Genomic DNA, 23,704 nt, shown 5'->3' with positions numbered 1-23,704 from the left:
TCGCAAATGTTTCTCAAAAAAGCATTTCTATTTGTTACCACCCTTGCATTGCTGGCCCTTGTGGGACAAGCCTCTGCTGGTCCCAATGCAAATGCCATGTTATCGCTCGATCTCATTCCCGATGGTGGGTCGGGCAATCAGACAGATGAGGGTGTTACCTCAGGCACCATCTCTGGACAGGGCACAAAAATTGCCGTTGAAGTCTTCGCAAAAGGTGTGACCACACCTCTCGCTGGCGTAGTAGTCATATTCGACTTTGATTCTGCTATTTTGACTTTTGACAAAGCCGAAAACAGTGCGTTCGCCTTTGTTGTTCCAGAACCAGACTCGACCGGCACAAATTTCGCATCTGCTACCCCTGTCACCTTGCCGGAATCCGGTTTTATAGCACGCGCTGAGTTTACCACCACAGTGGATGTAACGGATAAGGCATTCACCCTGGGCATTAAGATGGTTACACTTGCTCAAAGCGTGGCATTGATCGACGAAATCACAACGACAAATATCATATCGTTTAACGAGCCTACAAGCGGTGAATTTGAAGGCATGCTACTCCACCTCGACACACAAATTGAAACACCCGCTATACAGAACAACAGACTGATCATCCCCGAACAAACAGCAGACGACACGATACAATTCCAACTCTTTGTTCCAATGGCCGCAGACAAACAAACTTATGGTTACGAAATAGAACTCGACCTGCCAGACAAGACATTTTCTAACTACATCGGCAGCATATCGGGCACGAGCTTTACAGGTACTCCCCTGCGCCAAACACCGGACCGTCCTATCCTATCCGCACTACTCATCTCTACCCCTGCTGTGCCAGCCAATGGTTATCTCGGTCAAATTGACCTACAAGTGACCAAAACCCTTGAACCAGAAACAACGCTCATTGTCAAAACCGCTTTAATGGCCAATCTCAATGGCCAACAGGACTCATTGGATGTGTCCAACGCCGTGATCACTGTTGCTATCATTTCCGGCGATTTCGATGGCGACCACGACGTTGACTTTGCCGATTTTCTCGCCTTTACCGGCGTTTTTGGATTATCATCATCAGATGCCAATTACGATGCCCGCATGGACCTGAACGACGATGGTGTCATCAACTTTGCCGATTTTCTCATCTTTGTTAGCGTCTTTGGCACCACATACTCATAGATGAAACCAGATTTTTTTTAACCGTCGAGCTACCGCTCACTTTCAAAAAAGGATGTCACATGCCAGATCGTCCCAATATCCTCTTCATCATCACCGATCAGCAATACGCCGGGGCCATGTCCTGTGCGGGCAACCCCGACGTACACACCCCAAATATGGACAGCCTCGCCCAAACCGGCGTGCGCTTCACCCGCGCCTATTGCACGCATCCCCTGTGCGGACCCCAGCGCGCCAGCTATATGACGGGCCTCTATCCACATCAAAACGGCGCCACGAGCAACGGCACCCCGATCAAAGACGAATACAAAGGCAAAACCCTCGGCAACTTTCTCAAAAACGCGGGCTATGATTGCGCCCTCTCGGGCAAATGGCATGTCCCGGGCACCACACCTGAAGAAAGCGGCCTCGAAGTCATCTGTGGCAATCGCGACGACGAAGTACCCCTCCGCGCCATCGAATTTATGAAACGCGACCGCGACACCCCCTTCTTCCTCATCGCGTCATTCCTCAATCCCCACGACATCTGCCAGGTCGCCCGCAGTCAGCCGCTTCCGCAAGGTCCCGTGCCAGAACCCGCAACCATAGAAGAATGCCCGAACCTGCCCGCGAACTTCGCCATCCCACCCTATTCACCCGACATCCTCCAAATGCTGCGCCAGGCCAACCGCCGCGTCTATCCCACCATCGAATACACCGAAGACGACTGGCGACGCCTCCGCTTCCTCTATTACCGCCTGTGCGAAAAAGTCGATGCCGAAATCGGCGTCCTCCTCAACGGCTTGCGCGACCTGGGCCTCGAAGAAGATACGTATATCGTTTTCACCTCAGACCACGGCGACGGACACGGCGCACACAACTGGAATCAAAAAACCAGCCTCTACGAAGAAGTCATCAACATCCCATTCATCATCAGCCACAAAGGCGTCACGCAACCCGGCGGCGTCAACGACACGCACCTCGTCTCCCTCGGCCTCGACCTGCTGCCCACCTTATGCGACAGCGGCGGTGCAAGCGCTCCTGAGGACCTCGACGGATTGAGCCTGCGGCCTCTCGCAGAAGGCAACACATCCGGCGAGTGGCGTGACGACCTCGTCGTCGAAACCATCATCGACCTCGGCTCTGGTCCAGGCGGTAGCGGTGCTTCGCGCGCCGTACTCACCGACCGCTACAAATACAGCGCCTTTCCCATGGGCCGCCACCGCGAACAACTCATCGACCTCCAGAACGACCCCGGCGAAATGGTCAATCTCGCCGTCAACTCGCGTTTCAAAAATGAACTCGACGACCACCGCCGCCGCCTGCGCGACTGGTGCGAAAAAACAAATGATAGGTCTTTTACAGGTGTATAGTTTTACCGCTTAAATCTTTACCTTAACAGGAGTTTCAAAATGGCCGAAAACCTGCTCAAAAACAAACTCTCCAATGGCGGCGTTGCCATCGGACCTTTCGTCAACATCAGCTCTGGCGCACTCATCGAAATCGCGGCATACAGCGGATTTGACTTTGTCATCCTCGACACCGAACACGGGCCGCTCGACATTCCCACCTGCGAAGACCTCTGCCGCGTTGCACACGGCGTCGATATCACACCCATAGTCAGAGTCCGAGAAAATGACCCCGCACAGATCCTGCGCGCCCTCGACATAGGTGCTGGCGGCGTACAGGTACCGCAAATCTGCAACAAAGCCGATGCCGAAGCCGTTGTGCGGGCAGCCAAATACTCACCGCTGGGTATGCGGGGTGTCTCGCCCTATACCCGAGCAGCCCGTTATTTTGCAGATGGTGGTGCCATCTTTGAACGCCTCAATGCCTCATCGATGATACTCATCCATATCGAAGGCGTGGAAGGCCTTGAAAACCTCGAAGAAATCATCTCCGTTCCGGGTCTCGACGTCATCTTCCTGGGACCTTATGACCTGTCGCAATCTCTCGGCATACCCGGCGAGGTCAACGACCCGCGCGTAGTTGACCGAATGCGCGAAGCCGCAAACTTAATCAACGACGCCGGACTCACTGTCGGCACATTTGCCGACTCTCCCGAAGCCGCCAACCGCTGGATTGACGCGGGCGTGGGCTACATCTCGCTCTCCGTTGACACCGGCATCTACCTCTACGGCTGCCGCCACATCCTTCGTGAAATCCGGACCTGACCCACCATCGCAAGAAAAGAAAAAGGAGACACCGCCTGGTATCTCCTTTTTTTGCACCATATCCAGCGATTCTAATCACTCCCACCCGTGAAATAGCTCTTGGTCCCCTTAGCTTGCACCGCATCGCCGATTCGGTTCAAAGCGTGGACATAAGCCGCCGTACGCTGGGAAATACCCTGTGTCTGGGCAATATCCCAAACGCGCTCCGTCTCCTCGACCATCTTCTGTTTCAATCGCTGGTTAACCTCATCCAGCGTCCAATACAGACCTTGACGATTCTGCACCCACTCAAAATAACTCACGGTCACGCCGCCAGCATTGACCAGAATATCGGGAAACACCACCACATCCCGCCCGCGCAAAATCTCGTCCGCCTCCGGAGTCGTCGGACCATTTGCCAGTTCGTACACCGCCCTCGCCTTAATATCGCGGGCATTAGACGCCGTAATCTGATTCTCCAGCGCCGCAGGAGCCAGGATATCGACATCGAGCGCGAGCAATTCCTCATTGGTAATCGTCTCGTGATCGACCGCATTGCACACACTGCCCTCGCAATAAACAGCCTTAAGCGCGCGGGTCGAATCCTTGAACTGACGCACACTGGGAATATCGAGACCCTCTCGCCGATATATCCCACCCATAGAATCGCTCACCGCCACAACCTTGTAACCGGCGTTAAAAAGCAACTCAGCAATAATAGCCCCGGCATTGCCAAAACCCTGCACTGCCACAGTCGTCGTAGCGGGCGAGCCACTCAACCCGAGCCTGGGCAAAGTCGCCTCCATAGTAAAAAAAGCGCCCAGGGCAGTCGCCTTATCCCTCCCCAGGCTCCCCCCCATAGTCAAAGGCTTACCAGTAATCACCGCAGGCGCAATCTGCCGCTTAATAATGCTATACTGATCCACCATCCAGCCCATAATCATCTCATTGGTATAAACATCTGGCGCTGGAATATCGACATCCGGACCGATAAAATCGGCCACCGCGTCGATATAACCTCGACTGAGCCGCTCCAGTTCAAACGGAGACAGCGACTTGGGATCAACCGTTATGCCACCTTTGCCCCCGCCAAAGGGCAAATTGGCCACCGCGCATTTGAAAGTCATCCAAAAAGCCAGAGACTGCACCTCGTCAATAGACACATCTGGATGAAAGCGAATGCCTCCTTTGGTGGGACCTCGCGTATCGTCGTAGCGCACCCGGTACCCCGGGAAAATACGCAACTCGCCGTTATCCATCCGCACCGGGATAGAAACTTTCAAACTCGATTTAGGCAATTTGAGCCGCTCAATAGCCTCCTCGGAAATAGAAGCATACGCCAGAGCTTCGTCGAGCCGTTGGCTGGCATCGCTGAACAATGATTCGGACATCGTACATCCTCCTCAAACAGAAAGCCGTCAGGATATACCTGACGGCCATAGGGTAATCATCTGCAAATTCCAAAATTACTCATCGTCATCTGTAGAAATGGGCAAATCCTCGCGCTTCAAAACGCGGCGGCGGGGCCGACTACGCTGTTGAGGTGTGCGTTCGATCCGTTCCTGAACCTGTACCGTATAACGCGCCGTGGGCATAGCCTCGAGCCGCATCGGATGAATCGGTTCACCGGACTCTTCGCAAAATCCATACGTTCGATTTTCAATTTTTTGCAAGGCATTGTCAATCTCGACCAATTCGTTTCGCTCGTGATTGCCCAGCGTCGTCATCAACTCCAACGACGACGCATTACCTGCCGCATCGAGAGGATCGGCTGCGACATCCCCTCTAATTTCATCGAGATCCTCATCTTGACTGAGCACTTGCTTGAGCAACTCGCGCTTGCGCTCAGTCAAAATTTTTTTATAAAACGCGAGCTGTTCATCACTCAAAGGTTCATGCTTTGTCATTACCTATTGGTCCTTTTTTTATTTCCCAAAAATCTGCTCCCCATAAATTTGTCCGCAATTATATGTCAGCGGCAAAATAATGTCAAGTCTTGCAAAACAAAAGTAAATCGCAATTCCAGGTATTCTATCCCCCAAGCGCAGCCAAAAAATTCTCTACAGAAAGCGCATTGAGCACACCATCAGCCGTCAGACCACCCTTTCTGGCAATCCCCAGCCCAAAGCACATATCTTTTAACCCCTCAGTACTGTGGGCATCTGTATTTATCGAGATTTGCACACCCTTCTCCCGCGCATAAGACAAAAACCGCCAATCCAACTCCAAACGCGCGGGATTGGCATTGATCTCAATTGCTGTACGCGCCTCGGCCGCAGCGTCAATCACCGCCTTCATATTGAGCGGATAGCCCTCGCGAGACAATAACAAGCGGCCTGATGGATGCCCCAAAATATCGACATGGGGATTTTGAACCGCGCGAATCAACCGATCAGTAGCCTCTTTTTCGGTCATTGAAAACTTCGAATGCACAGACGCAACCACCAGATCAAACTCGGATAAAAATTCATCGTCAAAATCCAACCCTCCATCGCTCAAAATATCCACCTCAATACCCTTCAACACCCGAATACCCTCCACCGCATCGTTGACCCGATCAATCTCGTCCCACTGCAACCGCACGCGATCTTCATTCAGCCCATTGGCATAAGCCGCGGCCTTGCTGTGATCGCAAATACCGATATACGCATACCCCAGCGCCTTTGCCGCCCGTGCCATATCCTCCACACTATTCCGCCCATCGCTATATGTCGTATGCACATGAAGCGTACCCTTCAAATCGGATTGCGCGACCAACTCCGGCAATGGCGCTTGTGCCGCCCACTCGATCTCATCTCGTCCCTCGCGCAACTCGGGCGGAATATAATGCAAACCCAATGCGGCAAATAGTGCTTTCTCATCGGCACAAACCGCGTTTTCATCCCCCTTGAACAAACCGTATTCATTGAGCTTCATACCCCGGTCTTTTGCCCGCTGCCGCATCGCGGTATTGTGTTCTTTACTCCCCGTAAAATGGTGCAATGCATAGGGAAACGCCGCATCCGGCACAATCCTCAAATCTGCACGCATACCCGAATCCAGCACAACACTCACCTTTGTCTCGCCCCACCCCGTAACCTCTGCCACACCGGGATACGCGACAAAAGCCCCGGCAAGCGCGCTCCCGTCTTTCGCGCTCGCAACAATATCCACATCCTTGCACGTCTCCATACATCGCCGCACACTCCCCGCCACTGAAAGACGCATCGCCCCCGGTTGATCTGACAGATAAGCGCGCAACGCCTCTGCTTCATCTCGCGCCGTGCGGCTCAAAAAACGCCCGCGATGTTGCTGCAAATAAGATACCCCGCGCAAAATACTCTCAGCGGTCTTCTTCCCGAACCCACGCAACTTTTCGACTTCACCCGCCTCGCATGCTTTTGCCAGCGCATCCACATCGGCAATACCCAATTGCTCGTAAATAGACCGCACCCGTTTCGCCCCCAAACCGGGCACCTCAATCATCTCCAACAACCCCTCGGGCAGCGCGGAACGCAAATCGCCCAGGCCCGGCAACTGCCCCGTATCAATAAGGATTGCAATATTTGCCGCCATCTTCGCGCCAATACCGCGCACAGATTCCAATTCACCGCGCGCGCTCAAATCTGAAGCGGACGCCTGCAACAACTCAATCTGCCGTGCCGCATTGACATAAGACCGAATGCGAAACGCATTCTCGCCATTCAATTCCATCAGCGTGGTCATCTCTTCCAATGCCGCGGCAATATCTTTATTATCCATTCAAAACCACCGGGAAATATAGTGGACATTTGGCAATCTACATGGTTATTTTAACTTCAATCGCCTGGTCAAAGTTTGGAGAATATAGATACAGAATGGAGATTCGTCAATGAACCAAACCATAAAAATCGCCATCGTCGGACTGGGACGCATCGGCTGGCGTTTTCACTTTCAGCAAGCCCTCTCATCCGACCAATTTAAACTCACCGCTGTCGTCGATCCCCTGCCCGAACGCTTATCCGAAGCACGTGCAGCAGCGGATTGTGAAACCCATACCGATTTTGAATCTCTCTGGACCGGCCCATTACCCGATGTAGTCGCCATTGCCACGCCGACCTCATTGCACGAAGACATGACCATTCGCGCCCTCAACGAGGGTTGTCACGTCATCCTCGAAAAACCCATGACCACCTCCCTCGCCTCGGCAGATCGCATGATCGCCCAGGCTGAAAAAAATAACCGCCGCATCTTTCTCTATCAACCCCACCGCCTCACACCCGAAACGCAAACCGCGCGAGAAATTATTCAAAGCGGCATACTGGGACCCGTCTACGCCATACACAGGGGCGTATATCGCTATGTGCGTCGAAACGACTGGCAGAGCTTGCGAAAAAACAGCGGCGGCATGCTCAACAACTACGGTGCGCATTACCTCGACCAACTCATCTATCTCTCGGACGACTCGGCGATCACAGAAGTCGATTGCAAACGCTGGGCAATTGCCACCCGGGGCGACGCCGACGACGTAGTCAAAGCCTGGCTCAAAAAAGAATCTGGCCAACTCTTAGACGTGCATATCAATCAAGCCACTGCCCATATCATGCCCCTCTGGCATATCTGTGGAAAATACGGCACAGCTATCCGCGAAGACAACGTATTCAAAGTAAGATATTACGACCCAGCAGAAGCACCCCCGCTAAACGTCATCGAAGGCGCAGCACCCGAACGCAGCTACGACAATTGGGACCGATTGCCCTGGCGTGAAGAAGATATCCCCATCACCCGGGACAAACAGCGCGACTTCTACGCCAACATCTACGACGTAATTGTCAACAACGCCACGCCCTATATACGCATAGAAGAATCGCGCGAACTCATGCGCGTCATGGACTTATGCCGCCAAAGTGCCAAATTCTGATCAGGATGTGCCGGATTAAAGGATATACAGGATAAAATCCGTAGATCGAACCAACGATACAATCAAACTATCAGGAGACACGATGAAACTTTCACTCACCTCTGTCATGCTTCCCCGATGGGATTTGGAAACCACATTCAAAAAATTGGAAAAACACGGTTACGAAGGCATTGAACTCCGCTGCCGATACAATCCCGAAGACCCCAATGCCGAATTGTTCTATTGGGGACGCCACCTCACGGATGTCAGCCCAGACAATATCCTGGACAAGGCAGCGCAGATACGCGACCTCTCAAACCAAACCGGCGTGCGCGTTTGCACCCTCGCATCCAATTTCACTTATGATAAGATCGAAATCATCGAAAAAATATTCAAAGGCGCGCGTGCAATCGACTCCGATAACCCACCCCTCATTCGCGTTGGTGCCCAGAGCCACGACCGCCAGGCGCCCTATATTCCCCAATTCCTCAAAGCGCGCGCGAGTTTTGCCGACCTGGTCGAAATGGCGCGCGATTACGGCGTCAAAATCATCTATGAAATTCACGTTGGCACCATCGCTGTGAGCGCATCTCGCACCATCGCCCTCTTAGAAAACCTCGATCCCAATCACATCGGTGCCATCTGGGATGTGCCCAACATGATCCGCGTGGGACTTGAAGACAGCAAAATGGGCCTCGAACTACTCGGCCCGTATCTCGCCCATGTACACATCGGCAATGCCACACCCGTGCAAACCGAGCGCGACGAGACCGGAAGCATGCAATGGGAATGGAATTTTAGCGACCTGCGAGAAGGCATGGCAGATATTCCCCAAATTATCCAGGACCTCAAAGACGTCGGATATCGGGGTTATATCTCACTTGAAGAATTTGGTCCCGGCGATGACGAAGAAAAAATCAGTTCCCAGGGCAACTATTTGAAATCCCTCATCAATTAACAAGGAGCACACTATGGTCCCCCTCATCAGCAGTCTCGTCTATGGCCCGCTCGGCGCGTGTCAATTGCCCCGCACATGGTGGAAAGTACTCACGCGCAACGCCGGTATTTTAGACGACGAATACCCCGACATGACGGATAATGGCCTCGATCCCCGCGTACTGCGCGCATTAAACCTGGATATCGACACCACATTGGCCTACTTGCGCGAAAACATGCCCTCGTACCTCGATTTTGAAGCCTGGATACTCGAACAGAGAGGCGATGACTTCTGGGGCTTTGAACAGCAAGACGCCATCGTCCGATGGAATGCGTTTATCCGCGCACGGCGACACCGCGGGGAAAAAATCGAAGAAACGTACACAGACACGGGCCTGCCGCGAGATGCGGGTATTGATTCTGCAACCGTACTCAACTGCCTTCAGGATTTGCAGTTATTTTACAAGCGCGACCTGTCCGAACTGCGCGGAAGCATTGTGCCACTCGTCGCCACAATTGATTTTGGTCCCCTCGGCGTACGCCAATTGCCCCGCACCTGGTACAAAATCCTCCTCCGCGCAAAAGGCCTGCTACACCCCGACTATCCCGACATGACAGAGAGCGGCCTGGACCCTCGCGTACTGCACGCATTAAATCTGGACATCGACGCCACATTAAACCACATCCGCACAAACCTGCCTACCTACCTCGAATTTGAAGGCTGGGTGTTCGAACAGTGCGGCGGTCAAATTCCCTCGCAAGCCGTTGACGAATGGAATGACTACTTGTGCAATCGCATCCACAACGACGCCAAACGCGCAGAAATCCGCGCAACCGTGGGATGTGGCGACATATCCTCAGCCGTCGTGCTCAACCACACCGAAGACTGGCATCTGGCACACCAGTGGCTCTTAAGTGCCGTGTGAAAAGGAGAAAAAACTATGTCTATCGAACTCGGCAAATTGTCCAATGGCGTGGCACTCACACAGGTGACCACAGACACGCGCGACAAATCCAACATCTACTGTGAACTGCCCTACTGCTCTGCTGACTCGCGCGTCTTTGTCTATGAACAAAAAAATTCAGACACCGCGCCCAACACCACCGAATACGTCGCCTGCGAATTTGGCACATGGGAAACCGAAATAATCGGTCGCGGTCTGGGCGGACCTGGCATGACCCACAGCGGTATCTTCTTCTATAAGCGCGTCATTCCCAACAAATGCCAAGAACTCGTGCGCGTTGACCTGCGCACGGGCAAACAGCGCGTCATCCATGAATTTCCCGAAGACCTTCAAACGCGCGGCCTGGGCACCCTATCGCCCAATGAACGCTATTACGCTTATGGCGTCACCATCAGCTATCACCCCAAAATGTTTGGCATAGAACTCGTCGATCTCGAAAAGGGAACGCGAGAAATCATCAACACCGACCCCGACATCTGCAACCCACACACACAATTTGAACCCACAGAAGGCAAACAAATCATGGTTCAGCACAACCGGGGCTGCGAATTCAAACCCGATGGCACCCGCCTCAAACTCGTCGGCGACGAAGGCGCCACCGAATACCTCGTCGATATACCCGACGGCAAAGTCACACGCCTTCAGGTCGGACTACCCCATACGCCGAGCATCACCGGACACGAAGCCTGGATCGCGGGCGCGAATGAAATCCTCCTATCCGTCCGCGCAGAAGGTGAGTACGCACCCGACAAGGGCAACCTCGTCAAAGTATCGGCAAACAAACCCCCAGAGCGCGTCGGCACGCCGGGCTATCGCTTCAACCACGTCGGCACCTCCCCGTGCGGGCAATACTTCTTCTGCGACGACTGGCAGGGCACCAGCAAACTCATCGTCGGCAATATCCAGACCGGCAAAACCGCGGTCGTATGCGAAGCCCATACATCCATGAGCACCGAGCAAAACACACACGGGCATCCCTATCTCTCGCCCGATCTCAAATGGCTCGTCTTCAACTCCGACCGCTCGGGCCATCCTCAAATCCACGTCGCATCCGTGCCTTCTGAGCTTATTGCTCAATTGAATTAGGAATTACTGAGCAATACTACACTCATTTATTTTACAAATCCAACAGGCACATTGATATCAAAACAATGTGCCTGTTTTTATTTTATAAAGTGTTCATTTTCGGACACCACTGTATCAAAATCGGACACTTATTACAAGGCGTTCATGGCGCGAATTTTCATAACTACTTGTAAAACATAGAAAAGAGACTTTGGCACAGAAATTGCTTATCTATTTCCCACACATCCTCTCATTTTCCCGACAATTTTTTGCCAGGAAAGGAGTATCACTGATGAACCGCAAAAAGTTATTAGTCTCCGTGAGATGGCTGGCACTCCTCTTTCTCTTATGTGGGAGTTGTAAAAAAAATGCTGTTGAAAATCAGCAAGATGAGGACGCCCTTAAACCCCATCTCTCATTGATTGATGAAATTACACTCGAACGCCCAGAGGCAGGACCCGCACTCAGGATGGCAAACTCTATTGCGATTATGGAGGGCTATATCATTATTTTAGATCACCCGAGAAGGAGTGTCGAAGTTTTTGACAGAGAGGGAAGCTATAAGGGGTCTATTGGCAGTCGCGGGGATGGAGAAGGTCAGTATAAGACACCTCGGGAACCAGCGATTATCCCCAATACTGACCAAATACTCATCCACGATCAAGGGGGAAAGAGGCAGACGCTTCGCTTCTCGATCAAAGGTAAATTTTTAGGACAATTAAAACGAAGACGCTCCATGTATCAAATGTTGGTTTCTGAAGATCACAATCTCATTCATACTTATGTTGACAGAAACAGAAACGGTATGCTTGGTGTCACCTCCCTTGACACAGGCGAAGACCTCGCCAAATTCAAAGTCAGCGAGGCTCAATATGGGAGGCTTTTATCTACTTTTCGGCGTCTTCAGGGTCTTGCTTATGACGAGGAGCGAAAAATCATATACGTTGCTCTCCCCTGGGAAGCTAAAGTGATGAGAATTGATCTGGCAACACAGGAATTTCTCACGCCCATAACCATAAATCATCCCAAATTCATCAACCTCAAATTAGATGAGATCAAAACTGAAAACGAATCATCAAAACCTCCAAACTTTGGTAATTTTAGCAAATTGTACGGCCTGTCTCTCCTGTCTTCGGGAGATATTTTACTCAGGTACATGTTTGCGGATCCAGCAAACAGTACTGCGCTTATACTTCTATCAAACCTGAGCGTGCAGCCTTCCATCCAGGAAGTAAAAAATGAATTGGGACACTATGTATTCACTTGCCATGAGCAGTCTGTCTATATGTATTCGCCTCCCACTCATGGCGAAGATACGAATGGCAGGATTCGCGTCTATCGTCTTATTGCCCCTCAGAAAGCCCCTACCGGCTAATGGTGTGAAAGTCAGCAAGTATCTCTTAATTGCAAGGATAACCGATGATTGCCAATTATTTCCGAACATGGTTTCGCAATGTAATCAAGTATAGAACGCATGCAGCCATTAACCTGTTGGGTTTAGGGATAGGGATTGCGTGCTGCTACCTTTGTGTGCTTTATCTCCTTTACGACTGGAGCTTTGATAGATTCCATCAAGACCATCATAGGATATATCGCGTTTCCGGAAAAATAAAATTTAGAGAAACAATAAGAGGGTACCCTAAGGCGGGCACCTGGACTGAGACGATAGCTTTTCCCGTTGCACTATCGTCCATGATATCTGCCGAGTTTCCGGAGATTGAGCTTACAACCCGTGTAACGAGTGACCTGGTGGATTGGGCCGTGGGTACTCACAAAGAGTTTCTGCGACCCATGGAAATCACTATCGGAATGCAAAAGGTCTTATTTGTAGATAAAAGTTTCGAGGAAATGTTCTCATTTCCCCTTATTCGCGGTACGTTCTTCTCGCGTCCAGAGCAAGTCGTGATCACACGTAGATTTGCTCAGACGCTTTCCAACGATATTGACAGTTTGATTGGCAAAGTATTATGGCTGCGATTTTCTCACAGTCTCTTTAAAGACCGGGAACCCATAGTAGCCCCTATTGAAATAGGGGGCATTATGGAAACCCCTCCCCGCAATTCGAGCCTGGATTTTGAGATACTTTTGCCATTGAGTATGTCTGCAACCTTTTTGAATAAGAAAGAAGGGGGATGGAAGTGGCGCTTTCAGTCCACACATTACATACGTCTGACAGACAATGTAAATATAGAGGACATGGAGGAAAAGCTCACGGAGCTTATCCGGAAACAATCCTCCTTCAATTCGCTATGGGACTTAGGGGGTTTTCAGGCCAGACTTCAATCCCTCACAGATGTGCATCACGAGCCTGGATTGCAGCAACGGGTATATGGCGTACGTCGAAGTACCAATCCCTTGTATGGATATATCCTCGGCGGTATGAGCGTCCTCGTGCTGTCTGTCGCTTGTCTAAATTACATACTCCTCTATGTGGGACGGTTCAACTCGCGTGCCAAAGAATTGAGCTTACGACAAGTCTTTGGCGCGAACCGACGACACCTTAGGCACCAGCTATTAGTCGAATGCTTTGGATACAGCATGTTGGCTTGCATCATAGGCCTGGCAGTCGCAGAGTTGGCCTCAAGTCCCCTCGAAGGCATTTTGCAAACACCCCTCATGTCCTCAACGGACCCCATTCAGACCGCGATCATTCTCCTATCGGTTGCCTGCTTTATTGGTCTGGTCACAGCCCTTTATCCGGCAGCCTTTATGTCGTCTGTGTCTGCCGTCAGCGTTTTGAGCAAAACAGCAAAAGCGGTCAGGTCTGGACCCTTTTTGAAGGTATTGATGGCCATCCAGTCCGGCGTGACATTGGTATTTGTGTTTTGCACAATCATTATCTTTGAACAGACTTTTTTTGTCATCACGACGGATCCAGGGTTTGAACCCACCAACCTGCTGAAGCTCGATATTGGCGAACTAAACGAAAATGAAATTGACCGTCTGCAAGCGTCTTTATCTGAGCATTCGCTCGTGATATCCTGCGTGCGGACGAACCCACCTCTCGGATGGTCAAACCGAATCCTGATGAAAGACAGCAGTGGCAACCTCATTGATGGAGTGACCCATTATCAAGTGGATGGTCCCTTTCTCGAGACCGTTGGGTTGCAACTCTTACAGGGAAAACCATTGTATCCCAATCCCATCCCGGGCGATGTGATTGTGAATGAAGCTTTCCAAAAGCACTTAACGTCTTCTGAGGCTATCGGGCAGTTAATTGAGCCAGCGAATGAGCGGTCAAAGTCACGAGTGTTCGGAGGAGGTGTAAGTGGCCGCATCGTCGGTGTGGTCAAAGACTTTCACTTCCAGGACTTGCGCCACACCGTCTCTCCTGCCATGATCACCATTGCTCAGGAGCCACCCAGACGATCAACTTCCCCCGGAGAAATATTAATTCGTATCCGGGAGGACAGTGCCGATGAGTTTATCTCTTATATCGAGAAGACCTGGAAAGACCTGCAAATTGGCGGGTTATTGACATTCTCCTTCGTAGAAGATGAAAGACAAAAATTTTACGCCAAAGAAATCAGTTGGAGCAAAATCGTCTCTGGCGCAGCCCTGTGCGCAGTCCTCATCGCGTCAATGGGTGCTCTGGGCATGATCTCCCTGTCTGTGGCGCGTAGAAGAAAGGAAATAGCCATCCGAAGGGTCATGGGCGCAGTGCCATCCAAAATAGCCAGTGGCATAGTGCTGAACTACGCACTACCCGGATTTGTAGCCGCCGTCATCGCACTCCCGCTCTCCTATTTCTTTATGGACGAATGGCTCTCGATATTTGCCTACCGCTTTCAATTCGGCATTGGCACGATTTTAACGGCGATCCTATTGGGCATCCTGCTTCCACTAATATGCGGTTTCTTACACGCGCTGAAGGTTGCCTCAGAGAGTCCCAGTGCTGCCCTGCGAGAGGACTGATTAACGAGAAGGGAATACAATATGTTTCGCAACTATATTCTTGCTACTCTGAGAAATTTACGCCACCAGAAGCCCTATGCCCTGATCAATCTGCTCGGCCTGGGACTGGGTATTGGTTGCTGTTATCTCTGTGTGCTGTATATCCTGCATGATTGGAGTTTTGATAGATTTCACCAGGACTCTGACCGCATATACCGAATCACGATGCATGCGAAATATATGCCTGACGAAAGGATGATGGGACCTTCTGCAGGAAAGGATACTCACACCGCGGGTTTCCCTTCTGCTTTGGCGCAAGTCGTGATTTCTCAGATTCCAGAGGTTGAAACGACAACTCGAATTGTGCTTGCATCTATAAAATGGCCCAACTGGAATATCGTGTCTGAAAGAGAAAATTTTCGCAGCATGGCTGAAATTCGCGTCAATGAAATTATTCTGGTGGATGAAAGTTTCTACGAAATGTTTTCCTTTCCTTTCATAAGCGGTAGTTTCCAAGCCAAATCAAACAGCATTGTATTAAGCGAAGATTTGACCGCAATGCTATCGAATAACGCAAACGACCTGATTGGCAAAACATTGTCCATTCAATCTGAACGATACAAAGACGAGGCGTCAATGCAGTCCGTGGTGGTCACTGGCATCATTGAATCGCCTCCGAGCAACTCCAACTTGCGGTTCAAAGCCCTCTTGCCCTTTCACCTGAGGACAAAACTGCTTGGACAAAAAAGGGAAGGATGGAGTTGGTGGAGCAATGGTAGTCTTTATTTTATCCGTCTGAAACCGGGAGCCGATATAGTTTCCATAGAAGAAAAACTCACACAAATCATCAAAAAACATCCTCATCCACTCTATGATCCCAATTCTCTTCGCATAAGACTACAACCCATCTCAGAACTCCACTACGATGAATTTCGTGGTGCTTACCGAGGCACAGGATTTCTGCCCGGGGTAAATCCCCTCTATGCCTACATCCTCCTCGGCATTAGCGTACTCATCTTGTCCGTCGCCTGTGTGAATTATTCGCTGCTCTACGCCGGAAGATTTAGCGCACGCGTGAAGGAATTTGGTCTCAGACAAATTCTGGGTGCAGCGCGCAACCACCTCGGCTATCAACTTTTATTCGAATGCTTCAGTTTCAGTCTCCTCGCCTGTATTGTCGGCTTGAGTTTCTCCGAATTGATGGCACCAACGCTTGAGGGAGTTCTACAAACGCAATTCACGTCCTTTGCCAATCCATTCACAACAGCTATCATCCTCATAACAATCGCATCTATAACTGGCTTCTCAACCTCCCTCTATCCCGCTGCGCTCATCTCATCGCTTTCGCCCCTAAGCATTGTTCGCAGAGACGCTAAGTTTGGCAGGTCTGGTCCCTTCTTGAAAGTCCTCATGGGCATTCAGTGTGGTATCACATTAAGCCTTGTATTTTCCGCGCTTGTCATGGCTCGGCAAGTTTATTTTTTAACGACAAATGACCTCGGCTTCAATATCCACAACCTGATCAGCGTGAATATCGAAGACCTGCGTTCAACAGGAGATCAAGCAGGCGTATTACAGCAATCTCTTGCCACTATCCCTGGTGTTATCTCTATTGCAAAAACCCGTCAGTCCATTGGATGGTCAAATTTCGCAAAATTGCGAGACGATAGCGGCAACACCATCGAAGAAGTAAACTACTTTCAGGTGGATAATAACTTTGTGAAAACAGTGGGATTGGAGATCTTGTACGGAAGAGGATTTGAGGAAGGAGAGCAAACGGGTCACGTCATCATCAATGAGTCATTGCAAAAACGGATGGGAATAACCAACCCCCTTGGACAGACCCTATCCCCGACGGAAAATCGCTCGCGGTTATTTGGAAACGCCTCCAGTGGTCAGATCGTGGGCGTTGTAAAAGATTTCCACTTTCGAGACTTGCACCACAGTGTCTCACCGACTTTGATCACCATAGCCGAACCAGGACAGAGGAGAACGGATAGATTTCGAGAAATGTTGATCCGAATTGATGCGGAAAGAACAGCGGAAGTTCTGAACCACCTCCGCATTGCCTGGGAAGCCCTGGGGACTGGAAAACCATTGCGGTTTTCGTTTGTAAAAGAAAACTTAAAAAACGCATATACCCATGAAACGAGATGGAGTGCCCTCGTTGCTGGCGCGTCTCTATGTGCTATTCTCATCGCCTCAATGGGCACACTCGGCATGGTCTCGTTATCTGTTGCACGCAGAGAAAAAGAGATCGCATTGAGAAAAATCCTGGGCGCATCCCCCTCCAAAATTGCGGAAGGCATTGTCTTCAGTCTGACAGCTCCCGGCTTCCTGTCTGTGATTATAGCCTTACCTCTGGCCTATTTCTTAATGGAACACTGGTGGTTGTCAAATTTTCCGTATCGGATCGAAATGGGCGTTGGCACAGTATTGAGCGCGATTCTCGTAGGCGTCCTCCTTCCCATCGCAGGGGGATTCTTACATTCGTTCCGCGTCGCATCTCGAAGTCCTATCAATGCCCTTCGCGAGGACTGATACACAAATCTCTGTCTTTCATTCTCTCGATAACTATATTATACAGTCTTCAAATAACCCACAACCAAAAGGAGTATACATGAGCGAAAGACCCAATATTCTATTTATCATGACCGACGACCATGCATCGCATGCCATGAGTTGTTATAACAGTCGGATTAACGAAACGCCCAACCTGGACCGCATCGCAGAAGGCGGCATGCGCTTTAACAACTGCTTTTGCACCAACTCGATCTGCGCGCCGAGCCGGGCGGTAATCTTGACCGGCACGTACAATCACATCAACGGCGTAACCACATTGCGCACAAACCTGGACGGGCGACAGGTCACATTTCCCAAACTCCTGCAAGCAGCGGGATACCAGACCGCAATGGTGGGCAAATGGCATCTCGGGCACGGCGGGCACAATGACCCCACTGGATTTGACTACTGGAACGTACTACCCGGCCAGGGCGCCTATCACAACCCCATGATGTACGACATGGGCAAAGAAGTCCACTACGAGGGATACACCACAGACATCATAACCGACCTCGCACTGGACTGGCTAAAAGACCGCGACAAAAACAGACCATTCATGCTCATGTATCACCACAAAGCACCCCATCGCCCCTGGGAGCCAGACGACAAACACGCGGACATGTATGAAGACATCGACATCCCCGAACCCGAAACCCTGTGGGACGACTACAGCAACCGCGCCACAGCCGCATCTCAGGCTGAAATGCGCGTCAACCGGGACCTGAACCCTCGCGACCTGAAACAACCCGTACCCGAAGGCTTGACCCCCGAAGAAGACATGAAATGGAAATACCAGCGCTACATCAAAGACTACTTGCGCTGCGTGGCATCCGTCGATGACAACGTCGGCCGCGTACTGGACTACCTGGACGAAGAAGGACTGACCGACAACACCATCGTCGTCTATACATCGGACCAGGGCTTCTACCTCGGCGACCACGGTTGGTACGACAAACGCTTCATGTACGAAGAATCCCTCCGCATGCCATTCCTCATCCGGTACCCCAAAGAAATCAAAGCCGGCAGTGTATGCGATGACATGATCCTCAACGTAGATTTCGCATCCACATTTCTGGACTATGCCGGAATAAACATCCCCAGCCATTTTCAGGGACACAGCATGCGCCCCCTGTTAAATGGCGACCGACCCGCCTACTGGCGCGCCTCAATGTATTACCGATACTGGATGCACCTGAACGGACACAATATCTACGCACACTACGGAGTCAGAACGCATCGGCACAAACTCATCTACTATTACGCCGACGGATGTGGACAAGAAGGCGCCTCGGACGACGCCCGAGAACCAGAATGGGAATTATTTGACCTGGACAAAGACCCGTATGAACTGAACAGTGTCTATCACAACCCGGAATACGCAGAAATAGTCGCCGAACTAAAAGACGAACTCCACCGCTTGCAGGACGAAGTGGGGGATGAGCGATACGAGAAAGACGTGTAAGAGGAACCTTTAATGCCCAATGTCGTATTCATCATGACCGACAACCAGGGGGCATGGACCCTGGGCTGTTATGGCAACCCGGACATACAAACCCCCAACATCGACAGACTCGCAAATGAGGGAATTCGGTTCTCAAACGCCTATTGCGTCAACTCGGTCTGCTCGCCCAGCCGCGCCACATTCATGACCGGACTGATCCCCTCCCAACACGGCGTACACTGCTACCTCGGCGGAGAAAAACCAGACGCTCAGATGGGGCCAGACGCGTACTGCACCATTCGCGAATTTGCAAACCTCCCCCGCGTAATGGCAGATGCAGGACATGTATGCGGACTGAGCGGAAAATGGCACCTCGGAGACAGTCTGCGGCCCCAGGAGGGATTCTCATACTGGTTTACCCGACCAAAGGGACACACCACCACATTTTACGACGACGAATGGATCTGGCAAAACCGGGTCTATACCGAACCCCGATACACAACCGAAGCCATAACAGAACACGCCCTGGACTTCCTGCGACAAAACCACCACCAGCCATTCTTCCTCTACGTAGCGTACAACGGTCCCTACGGCCTGGGAACAAGCATGCTGGAAACACATCTCAACCGGCATACCGAATATTACGCAGACAAAGAACTGCCGAGCTTCCCCAGAGAACCAGTTCATCCCTGGCTACGCAGCAACCGGGACATGATCAACAACCCGGTAAGCATTCGCGGATATGCCGCAGCGGTAAGCGGAGTAGATGATGGGGTAGGCGAAATAACAAACGCCTTAAAAGAATACGGCCTGGAAGAAGACACACTGGTAATTTTCACAGCGGATCAGGGCTGGTGCGGGGGACATCACGGAATGTGGGGCATGGGAGACCACTCCCGACCATTACATACATTTGAAGAAACCATCCACATCCCACTGATATTCCGCCAGCCCGGACGGATACCGTCGGGCAGGGTATTTGAAGGGAGGACATGCAACTACGACTTCTTCCCATCCGTACTGGACCATCTGGAATTGCGGAATCGGATCGCCGACAACCCCAATCTCCCCGGCACAAGTTATGCCCCAGCACTCACAGGAGAGGAAATAACGTGGAATAATGAGATCTTCCACGAATTTGAAAACACGCGCCTGGTGCGAAATGACCGCTGGAAATACACCTGGCGTCACCCAGATGGCCCGGATGAACTGTACGATATGCAGGCCGACCCAGGAGAACGCAACAACCTGGCGAACCGCTCCCACGCAACAGTCATCAACGAATGTCGCAACCGGATCCAGAACTTCTTGAACCAGTACGCAGACCCCCAGTACGACCTGTGGCGCGGGGGACGCTCCAAAGCGGGGCGAATCCGATAACGGGACCTCATCCCAGTTAAATGAGATCTGGTCAGCACCCAGGGTCCAAAGGGTAAAGCACCAGAAAAAAAGACACCGATATATGGTGTCTTTTTTGTATCAACCGTAAAACGCCTTAGTCGGCCGCCTGCGCGTCCATTCCTTCAGTGGGTCGGGGTCGGCGGAAAGCCACCACCGCGACCTGTCGCAATATCCCCCGCAGATCGTCCAGAAAGGTGTAGAAAAGCGGTACCACAAACAGAGTGAGAAGCGTAGAACAGAGCAGCCCGCCCATCATAGTGCGACCCAGAGGCGCGTAAGGTGTCCCCAGCATAGAACTGTTCCCCAGTGCCATAGGCATCAAACCAAACACCGTGGTAAACGTCGTCATCAAAATCGGCCGGAACCGATTAAACCCGGCTTCCAGAATGGCCTCGTCACGTGCCATCCCCTCCGCGCGAAGTCGATTAATCATATCCACCAGCACAATGGCATTGTTCACCACTACCCCAACCAATACAATAAGTCCCACCTGCGCCATCGGATTCATCGCTGTATCCCACAAGTAGAGCGTCCAATAGACCCCCAGAAAAGAAAATGGGACAGCCAGTAACACTGAAAAGGGCAGGATAATGGATTCGAAGAGCACCCCCATGAGCAAAAATACGAAGGTGATGGCCAGAATGATTGCAAAATTCATCATGTCATTTTCTTCTCGATACCGCTGTCCCTCCGTACCCCGATCCCAAGAATACCCATAGGGAAGCGACATGCCGTCCATCACCCGATCAATATCTGTGAAGAGCGTCTTTAGATCATCCTCCATGGTAAAACACTTCAGCCTAATTCGCATCTTTCCGTCAATCCGCCGAATGGTCCCTGGCCCTTCGGTCACCCTGAATGAAGCAAAGGCGGACAGGGGAATACTCTGCCCGTCCCTGGAAGTAAACATATAATTTTTCAACTGCGCCACCTGCTGCCGGTCCACCTCTCGCAACCGAAGCCGAACTTCCACTTCCCGGTCGTCCGACTTGTAACGCGGCAGAAAGGTCCCCCGAAGTTGAAATCCGATACTCTGCCCCACTTCCTGCGCATTAATCCCGTATTTTTTAGCCCGATCCCGATTGATCACGACCTGCACCTCCGGTTCGGCCCGCTCCAGATCGTTTTCGATGTTTACAATCTCAGGGAGGGTCTGTAGCCGACGTTCCGCCTCCTCCACCAGGGGGATCAGCCCCTCCTGATCTTCACCGTAGAGAAACACCTTGATATTGGCATCGGTGTTCACCGCCTGTGAATTGTTGGTATTCACAGACCTTCGGACGCCCACATGCTTGGGGAAGTTCTCCTTCATATCTTTGATCACGTCCTTTTTGCTCATGCGCTGGTCCAGAGGAAAACCAATTTTCGCCCTCGCATCTCGATAAACCGTGTACCACCATTCCTCGGCGTCCTGATGATGGAGAAAAGCCTGGATACGCAGACCCGTTTTCCAGTAACTCAGCCGGATCGTTCGAACCCCATAGAGTTCCCGTCTGGCTTCAAAATAGGCCTCGTATTCGGCCCCCAGCTTGCTGATATCCTCAAAGGTGAAAAAAGGCGGCGGATAGGCCCGAACATAGACCTCGTTGAGGTTAAATCCGCCCGCGTTGGCCGTCTTCACCTTTTCCAGCGGATAAAGCATGGTGGCCATCATCCCCACCACAATCAAGGTCGTATCTCGCCGGTGTGTCACGGTCCAGGATAACATGCGGTGATAAGTGTCTCGCATCCAGCGAATCACCCTCAGGTCTGCCTTAATATCGCGCCCGCCAAATCGCTTGGCCGCAAGTGGGATAAACAACAAGGCGACAAACAAAGACCCGACAAGCGCCACCACCACAGGCATTCCGATGCGGGCGAGTTGGAAGGTGAGGTTCCTGCTTCCACCCATTAAGATCAGGGGCAAAAACACGACCACGGTGGTTAAGGTGGCCATTGTAATGGCCAGCCCCACCTCACTGGCCCCACCAATAGACGCTTCGTAGGGAGCGTCACCCTTTGCCCGCCTCCGGTAGATATTTTCAACAATCACAATCGCATTATCGACCACCATCCCCACCCCCACCATCAGCCCCATCATCGTGAAGAGATTGAGCGTCCATCCCACAAAATACAACGCTGTCGTCGTGATCATCAAACAAAGCGGAATAGCCAGCGTGATCAACGCGGTCATGCGCATAGACCGAAGGAACAACAGCAGCACCAGGGCGGCGAAAAATCCGCCCCAGAGACCGGTGTTCCGCAGATTGCGGATCGACTCTCCGACCACCTTACCCTGATTAAAAAAAGCGTCAAATTCGATATCCGTTCTGCTCTCGATCTGGTCTAAAGCGGCCTGGACCCGGTTGCACACATCCACCAAATTTTCGCCGGGTTCCCGAAACACGCCAAGATTGATGGCGGGCTTGCCGTCGATGCGCTGATACCACTGCCGATCGGGCACATCGTAAGCCACTTGGGCCACATCTTTTAAGCGAACCTCACTGTCCTGGGTCGGGATCAGGATATTTTCTATCTCTGACAGGCTGTGGTATTTCGCCATAGAGCGGACGAAAAATTTCTTGCCACCTTCCTGGACATAGCCTCCCGTGAGCGAGAAATTGTCTGATCGCAGCCCCATCACCAGTTGGAAGGGCTGCACCCCTCGCGTCACCATCTTTTCCACATCGATCTCCACCAGTACCTCGTTGCGATTCACCCCCCACAACTGCACCTGAGCTACCCCTTCCAGTCGCTCCAGGGGCCTTTTGATGTGGAGATCGGAAAAATAATACGGATCTTCTATCCCATCGGGCAGTGCCACCCCCACCCACATCACTTCCATGTCGGTATCTGGATTCCACTTCCACACAAAGGTGTGATCCCGCACCTCCTCGGGCAGGTCGATCTTGGCACGATCCAGGCGATCCACCAGTTGATTATAAGCCAATTGCATATTTGCATCTTCCCGCAGCCAGACCCCCATCCACAGGCCCCACTGAGAACTTGCGAAACTTTCAAAGCCTCTGACCCCCTTCACCGTGCGGATGTGCTCCTCAACGGGCCTTCGAATTTGCCGGTCAATCTCCTGGGGCGCCAGGCCCGGAAAGTCCACCCCGACCCAGAGCCATCGGTTTTCCCAGCCACTGGGGAAGGCCTGCGACTGAAGTCGAACATAAGACACCAAACCCACCACCAGCAACGCCACAAGCGTCACCGTGACCATCACCGGACGCGTGACCGAGATGCGTGGCAGAAAAGAGGAATGGGTTTTCAAGGCATTTCTCCTTAGTCCAGGGCTGGTCTT

At 51.7% G+C, this 23,704-nt stretch carries 16 protein-coding genes; 12 read left to right on the top strand and 4 right to left on the bottom strand.

Features of this window, described 5'->3' with window-relative positions:
• Nucleotides 1-6 precede the first annotated feature (6 nt).
• From OXG87_13960 to OXG87_13950, 3 genes are read left to right on the top strand one after another with little or no spacing between them, the layout of a single operon-like run.
• Nucleotides 7-1,167, top strand: coding sequence for a hypothetical protein (locus OXG87_13960; GenBank protein MCY3870659.1), 1,161 nt, complete (start codon nucleotides 7-9; stop codon nucleotides 1,165-1,167).
• A gap of 59 nt (nucleotides 1,168-1,226) precedes the next feature.
• Nucleotides 1,227-2,516, top strand: a complete 1,290-nt coding sequence (locus OXG87_13955; protein ID MCY3870658.1) for a sulfatase-like hydrolase/transferase — start codon at nucleotides 1,227-1,229, stop codon at nucleotides 2,514-2,516.
• A 39-nt stretch (nucleotides 2,517-2,555) separates the two neighbouring features.
• On the top strand, nucleotides 2,556-3,317 hold the full coding sequence (locus tag OXG87_13950; GenBank protein ID MCY3870657.1) for an aldolase/citrate lyase family protein: 762 nt from the start codon (nucleotides 2,556-2,558) through the stop codon (nucleotides 3,315-3,317).
• A 71-nt stretch (nucleotides 3,318-3,388) separates the two neighbouring features.
• Here OXG87_13950 and OXG87_13945 read toward each other — a convergent pair whose 3' ends face one another.
• The 3 genes from OXG87_13945 to polX all read right to left on the bottom strand — a co-directional run bounded on the left by OXG87_13945 (nucleotide 3,389) and on the right by polX (nucleotide 7,037).
• Nucleotides 3,389-4,687 (bottom strand): Glu/Leu/Phe/Val dehydrogenase, encoded by a 1,299-nt coding sequence (locus OXG87_13945; protein ID MCY3870656.1) that lies wholly within the window; start codon nucleotides 4,685-4,687, stop codon nucleotides 3,389-3,391.
• Nucleotides 4,688-4,762: 75 nt separating this feature from the next.
• Nucleotides 4,763-5,203 (bottom strand): TraR/DksA family transcriptional regulator, encoded by a 441-nt coding sequence (locus OXG87_13940; protein MCY3870655.1) that lies wholly within the window; start codon nucleotides 5,201-5,203, stop codon nucleotides 4,763-4,765.
• Nucleotides 5,204-5,327: 124 nt separating this feature from the next.
• Complete coding sequence (polX, locus tag OXG87_13935; protein MCY3870654.1) at nucleotides 5,328-7,037, bottom strand: DNA polymerase/3'-5' exonuclease PolX; 1,710 nt, start codon at nucleotides 7,035-7,037, stop codon at nucleotides 5,328-5,330.
• A 109-nt stretch (nucleotides 7,038-7,146) separates the two neighbouring features.
• Here polX and OXG87_13930 point away from each other — a divergent pair, with 109 nt between their 5' ends.
• The 9 genes from OXG87_13930 to OXG87_13890 all read left to right on the top strand — a co-directional run bounded on the left by OXG87_13930 (nucleotide 7,147) and on the right by OXG87_13890 (nucleotide 20,397).
• Entirely contained in the window at nucleotides 7,147-8,175 is a 1,029-nt protein-coding gene (locus OXG87_13930; GenBank protein MCY3870653.1) for a Gfo/Idh/MocA family oxidoreductase, read from the top strand.
• 82 nt (nucleotides 8,176-8,257) lie between these two features.
• Nucleotides 8,258-9,112, top strand: a complete 855-nt coding sequence (locus OXG87_13925; GenBank protein ID MCY3870652.1) for a sugar phosphate isomerase/epimerase — start codon at nucleotides 8,258-8,260, stop codon at nucleotides 9,110-9,112.
• A 13-nt stretch (nucleotides 9,113-9,125) separates the two neighbouring features.
• Nucleotides 9,126-10,016, top strand: a complete 891-nt coding sequence (locus OXG87_13920; protein MCY3870651.1) for a hypothetical protein — start codon at nucleotides 9,126-9,128, stop codon at nucleotides 10,014-10,016.
• 15 nt (nucleotides 10,017-10,031) lie between these two features.
• Nucleotides 10,032-11,141, top strand: coding sequence for a hypothetical protein (locus tag OXG87_13915; GenBank protein MCY3870650.1), 1,110 nt, complete (start codon nucleotides 10,032-10,034; stop codon nucleotides 11,139-11,141).
• A gap of 190 nt (nucleotides 11,142-11,331) precedes the next feature.
• Nucleotides 11,332-12,495 carry a 6-bladed beta-propeller gene (locus OXG87_13910; protein MCY3870649.1) on the top strand — a complete coding sequence of 388 codons (1,164 nt, stop codon included), beginning with the start codon at nucleotides 11,332-11,334 and terminating at the stop codon, nucleotides 12,493-12,495.
• Between the two features lie 44 nt (nucleotides 12,496-12,539).
• Nucleotides 12,540-15,035 carry an FtsX-like permease family protein gene (locus OXG87_13905; GenBank protein ID MCY3870648.1) on the top strand — a complete coding sequence of 832 codons (2,496 nt, stop codon included), beginning with the start codon at nucleotides 12,540-12,542 and terminating at the stop codon, nucleotides 15,033-15,035.
• A 21-nt stretch (nucleotides 15,036-15,056) separates the two neighbouring features.
• Nucleotides 15,057-17,555, top strand: a complete 2,499-nt coding sequence (locus OXG87_13900; protein ID MCY3870647.1) for an ABC transporter permease — start codon at nucleotides 15,057-15,059, stop codon at nucleotides 17,553-17,555.
• 79 nt (nucleotides 17,556-17,634) lie between these two features.
• On the top strand, nucleotides 17,635-19,038 hold the full coding sequence (locus tag OXG87_13895; GenBank protein MCY3870646.1) for a sulfatase: 1,404 nt from the start codon (nucleotides 17,635-17,637) through the stop codon (nucleotides 19,036-19,038).
• Nucleotides 19,039-19,050: 12 nt separating this feature from the next.
• A complete protein-coding gene (locus OXG87_13890) occupies nucleotides 19,051-20,397 on the top strand; it encodes a sulfatase-like hydrolase/transferase (protein ID MCY3870645.1) in 1,347 nt (448 codons plus the stop codon).
• A gap of 115 nt (nucleotides 20,398-20,512) precedes the next feature.
• Here the strand turns inward: OXG87_13890 and OXG87_13885 are convergent, their stop codons facing one another.
• Nucleotides 20,513-23,674 (bottom strand): efflux RND transporter permease subunit, encoded by a 3,162-nt coding sequence (locus tag OXG87_13885; protein ID MCY3870644.1) that lies wholly within the window; start codon nucleotides 23,672-23,674, stop codon nucleotides 20,513-20,515.
• Nucleotides 23,675-23,704 lie beyond the last annotated feature (30 nt).

Source organism: Gemmatimonadota bacterium (genome assembly GCA_026706845.1).
Lineage (GTDB): Bacteria > Latescibacterota > UBA2968 > UBA2968 > UBA2968 > VXRD01.
Note: the sequence above shows the minus strand (reverse complement) of the source record. Positions and strands in the feature narration are given on the sequence as shown.

What these genes read in the sequence shown, in the direction of transcription:
- OXG87_13920 (MCY3870651.1), top strand. Translation starts at nt 9,126, where the DNA reads ATGGTCCCCCTCATCAGCAGTCTCGTCTATGGCCCGCTCGGCGCGTGT.
- OXG87_13915 (MCY3870650.1), top strand. Translation starts at nt 10,032, where the DNA reads ATGTCTATCGAACTCGGCAAATTGTCCAATGGCGTGGCACTCACACAG.
- OXG87_13950 (MCY3870657.1), top strand. Translation starts at nt 2,556, where the DNA reads ATGGCCGAAAACCTGCTCAAAAACAAACTCTCCAATGGCGGCGTTGCC.
- OXG87_13940 (MCY3870655.1), bottom strand. Translation starts at nt 5,203, where the DNA reads ATGACAAAGCATGAACCTTTGAGTGATGAACAGCTCGCGTTTTATAAA.
- OXG87_13905 (MCY3870648.1), top strand. Translation starts at nt 12,540, where the DNA reads ATGATTGCCAATTATTTCCGAACATGGTTTCGCAATGTAATCAAGTAT.
- polX (MCY3870654.1), bottom strand. Translation starts at nt 7,037, where the DNA reads ATGGATAATAAAGATATTGCCGCGGCATTGGAAGAGATGACCACGCTG.
- OXG87_13925 (MCY3870652.1), top strand. Translation starts at nt 8,258, where the DNA reads ATGAAACTTTCACTCACCTCTGTCATGCTTCCCCGATGGGATTTGGAA.
- OXG87_13945 (MCY3870656.1), bottom strand. Translation starts at nt 4,687, where the DNA reads ATGTCCGAATCATTGTTCAGCGATGCCAGCCAACGGCTCGACGAAGCT.
- OXG87_13900 (MCY3870647.1), top strand. Translation starts at nt 15,057, where the DNA reads ATGTTTCGCAACTATATTCTTGCTACTCTGAGAAATTTACGCCACCAG.
- OXG87_13890 (MCY3870645.1), top strand. Translation starts at nt 19,051, where the DNA reads ATGCCCAATGTCGTATTCATCATGACCGACAACCAGGGGGCATGGACC.
- OXG87_13955 (MCY3870658.1), top strand. Translation starts at nt 1,227, where the DNA reads ATGCCAGATCGTCCCAATATCCTCTTCATCATCACCGATCAGCAATAC.
- OXG87_13930 (MCY3870653.1), top strand. Translation starts at nt 7,147, where the DNA reads ATGAACCAAACCATAAAAATCGCCATCGTCGGACTGGGACGCATCGGC.
- OXG87_13895 (MCY3870646.1), top strand. Translation starts at nt 17,635, where the DNA reads ATGAGCGAAAGACCCAATATTCTATTTATCATGACCGACGACCATGCA.
- OXG87_13960 (MCY3870659.1), top strand. Translation starts at nt 7, where the DNA reads ATGTTTCTCAAAAAAGCATTTCTATTTGTTACCACCCTTGCATTGCTG.